At 34.0% G+C, this 1,442-nt stretch carries 2 protein-coding genes; both read right to left on the bottom strand.

Annotation, left to right across the window (positions count from 1 at the left end; genetic code table 11):
* The coding region (locus Q0198_RS07600) for a hypothetical protein (RefSeq protein WP_297896633.1) at positions 1-199 on the bottom strand (199 nt) is incomplete at its 3' end.
* Between the two features lie 64 nt (positions 200-263).
* Positions 264-1,061, bottom strand: coding sequence for an Imm45 family immunity protein (imm45, locus tag Q0198_RS07595; protein ID WP_297896631.1), 798 nt, complete (start codon positions 1,059-1,061; stop codon positions 264-266).
* Between the last annotated feature and the right edge of the window lie 381 nt (positions 1,062-1,442).

Raw genomic sequence — 1,442 nt, 5'->3', positions numbered from 1 at the left:
CTTTTTCCCAAAAAAGAATTCTATAAACTACGCTATCTAAAGAGCTTACTTTTGAAATTAAAAACATAACCAATCTAATTTTAGCCTCGACATTAATATTTTCAAAATCTATTCTAGACTTGACTATGCCTCTTTTGTTTCTTCTTATTTTCCTGAATTCTACGTCAAAATTACTTGGATTTATAACGTTTTTTATCATCGCCACCACCTTTTAAAAACCTTTTGTTGCGTGATATTATACGGGCTTGCTTTAAAATCCCCATCTACTTTTTCCATTTAAATTTTAATCTCTTTCGCTTTATTTTTATAAAATTTTCCAGCTGTTTATCGGTAAAATTTAAAACCTCTTTTCGGTTTTGCAAATTTACGTAGGTGTGCCTTATATCGCAGCATCTATAAAAAATATATTTCCAATTTTTAATTAGCCAGTCTGCTTCTATTGTTTTTTTATCCGTTTTAAATAAAAATGGCAAAACCCATAAACCCGCTTTGTAGCCGCTAATTACGATCAATTTTATAAAATTTACTCCATCATCGTCTTTTGCTTTTACTACGATAAAGCTTACATTTTTCTCGTATGGATAGCTGGATTTTCTACATTCGATAATATCTCCGACCTTGATCTTTCCGAGGAATTTCAAGAGAGGAATACTAAGCTTTTCTATCAAATTTGTCTTTATGCGCCTATTGCGTCCGAATTTATCCCTAGGTTTTGTCAGTCTGAAACCGGGGATTGTTTCGTCGCAATCTTCTTCGCAATCTTTTAATTCATCGCTACTAAGGTAATTATCGGAGCATATAAATACCTCCCGGGGGCTCGCATTGATGCCGAAATTTGCTAAATTACGAATCAATTGCTCCTTGTCCAGGACAAATCCCGCTTTGCTTGATAGCATCTCGCTAGGAATCTCAAAGTATCTGTTATCTTTTAAATTTAAAAGGCAAGGATTTTCTGTCCAGAAACAGCGCTCATCGCAGACCATAAGCTCATCGCCGTTAAATTTAAAATTTGAAAGGTTATATTTGTCAAAATGGAACAAGGAGATTGCGGGTATAACCATCTACACGCTCACGTAGTTATTTTTATGGACGGACAAAGCAGTAGAGAGCAAACAGTACCAATAATAGCCAAGCGTCTTTGCGATTACCGGGATAACAATATCACAAATGTAAAGGATGTTCTCATAATTGTAATTTAGGGAAATATAAGCATGATGGACTAGGCAGGATTTGCTACAATGATAAAGAAAAAATACAAATTTTAAAAGAGAAGGTGCTACCTTATTTGTACAAAGGTAAACAAAACATAGTCAGTTAAGACAGGAAAAGCTTTAGAGCTTTGAGGCGCGGTCTTATGCAAAGAAAAATAAAAGAGGTAGGCCTAGAAAACATTAGTCACATTAATGTATTTTATGCCAATTTTTACACCAGTAATGTTATAA

This window comes from uncultured Campylobacter sp., assembly GCF_938045205.1.
GTDB lineage: Bacteria > Campylobacterota > Campylobacteria > Campylobacterales > Campylobacteraceae > Campylobacter_B.
The sequence above is the reverse complement of the archived record's forward strand: the minus strand, read 5'-3'. Positions and strand labels throughout refer to the sequence as shown.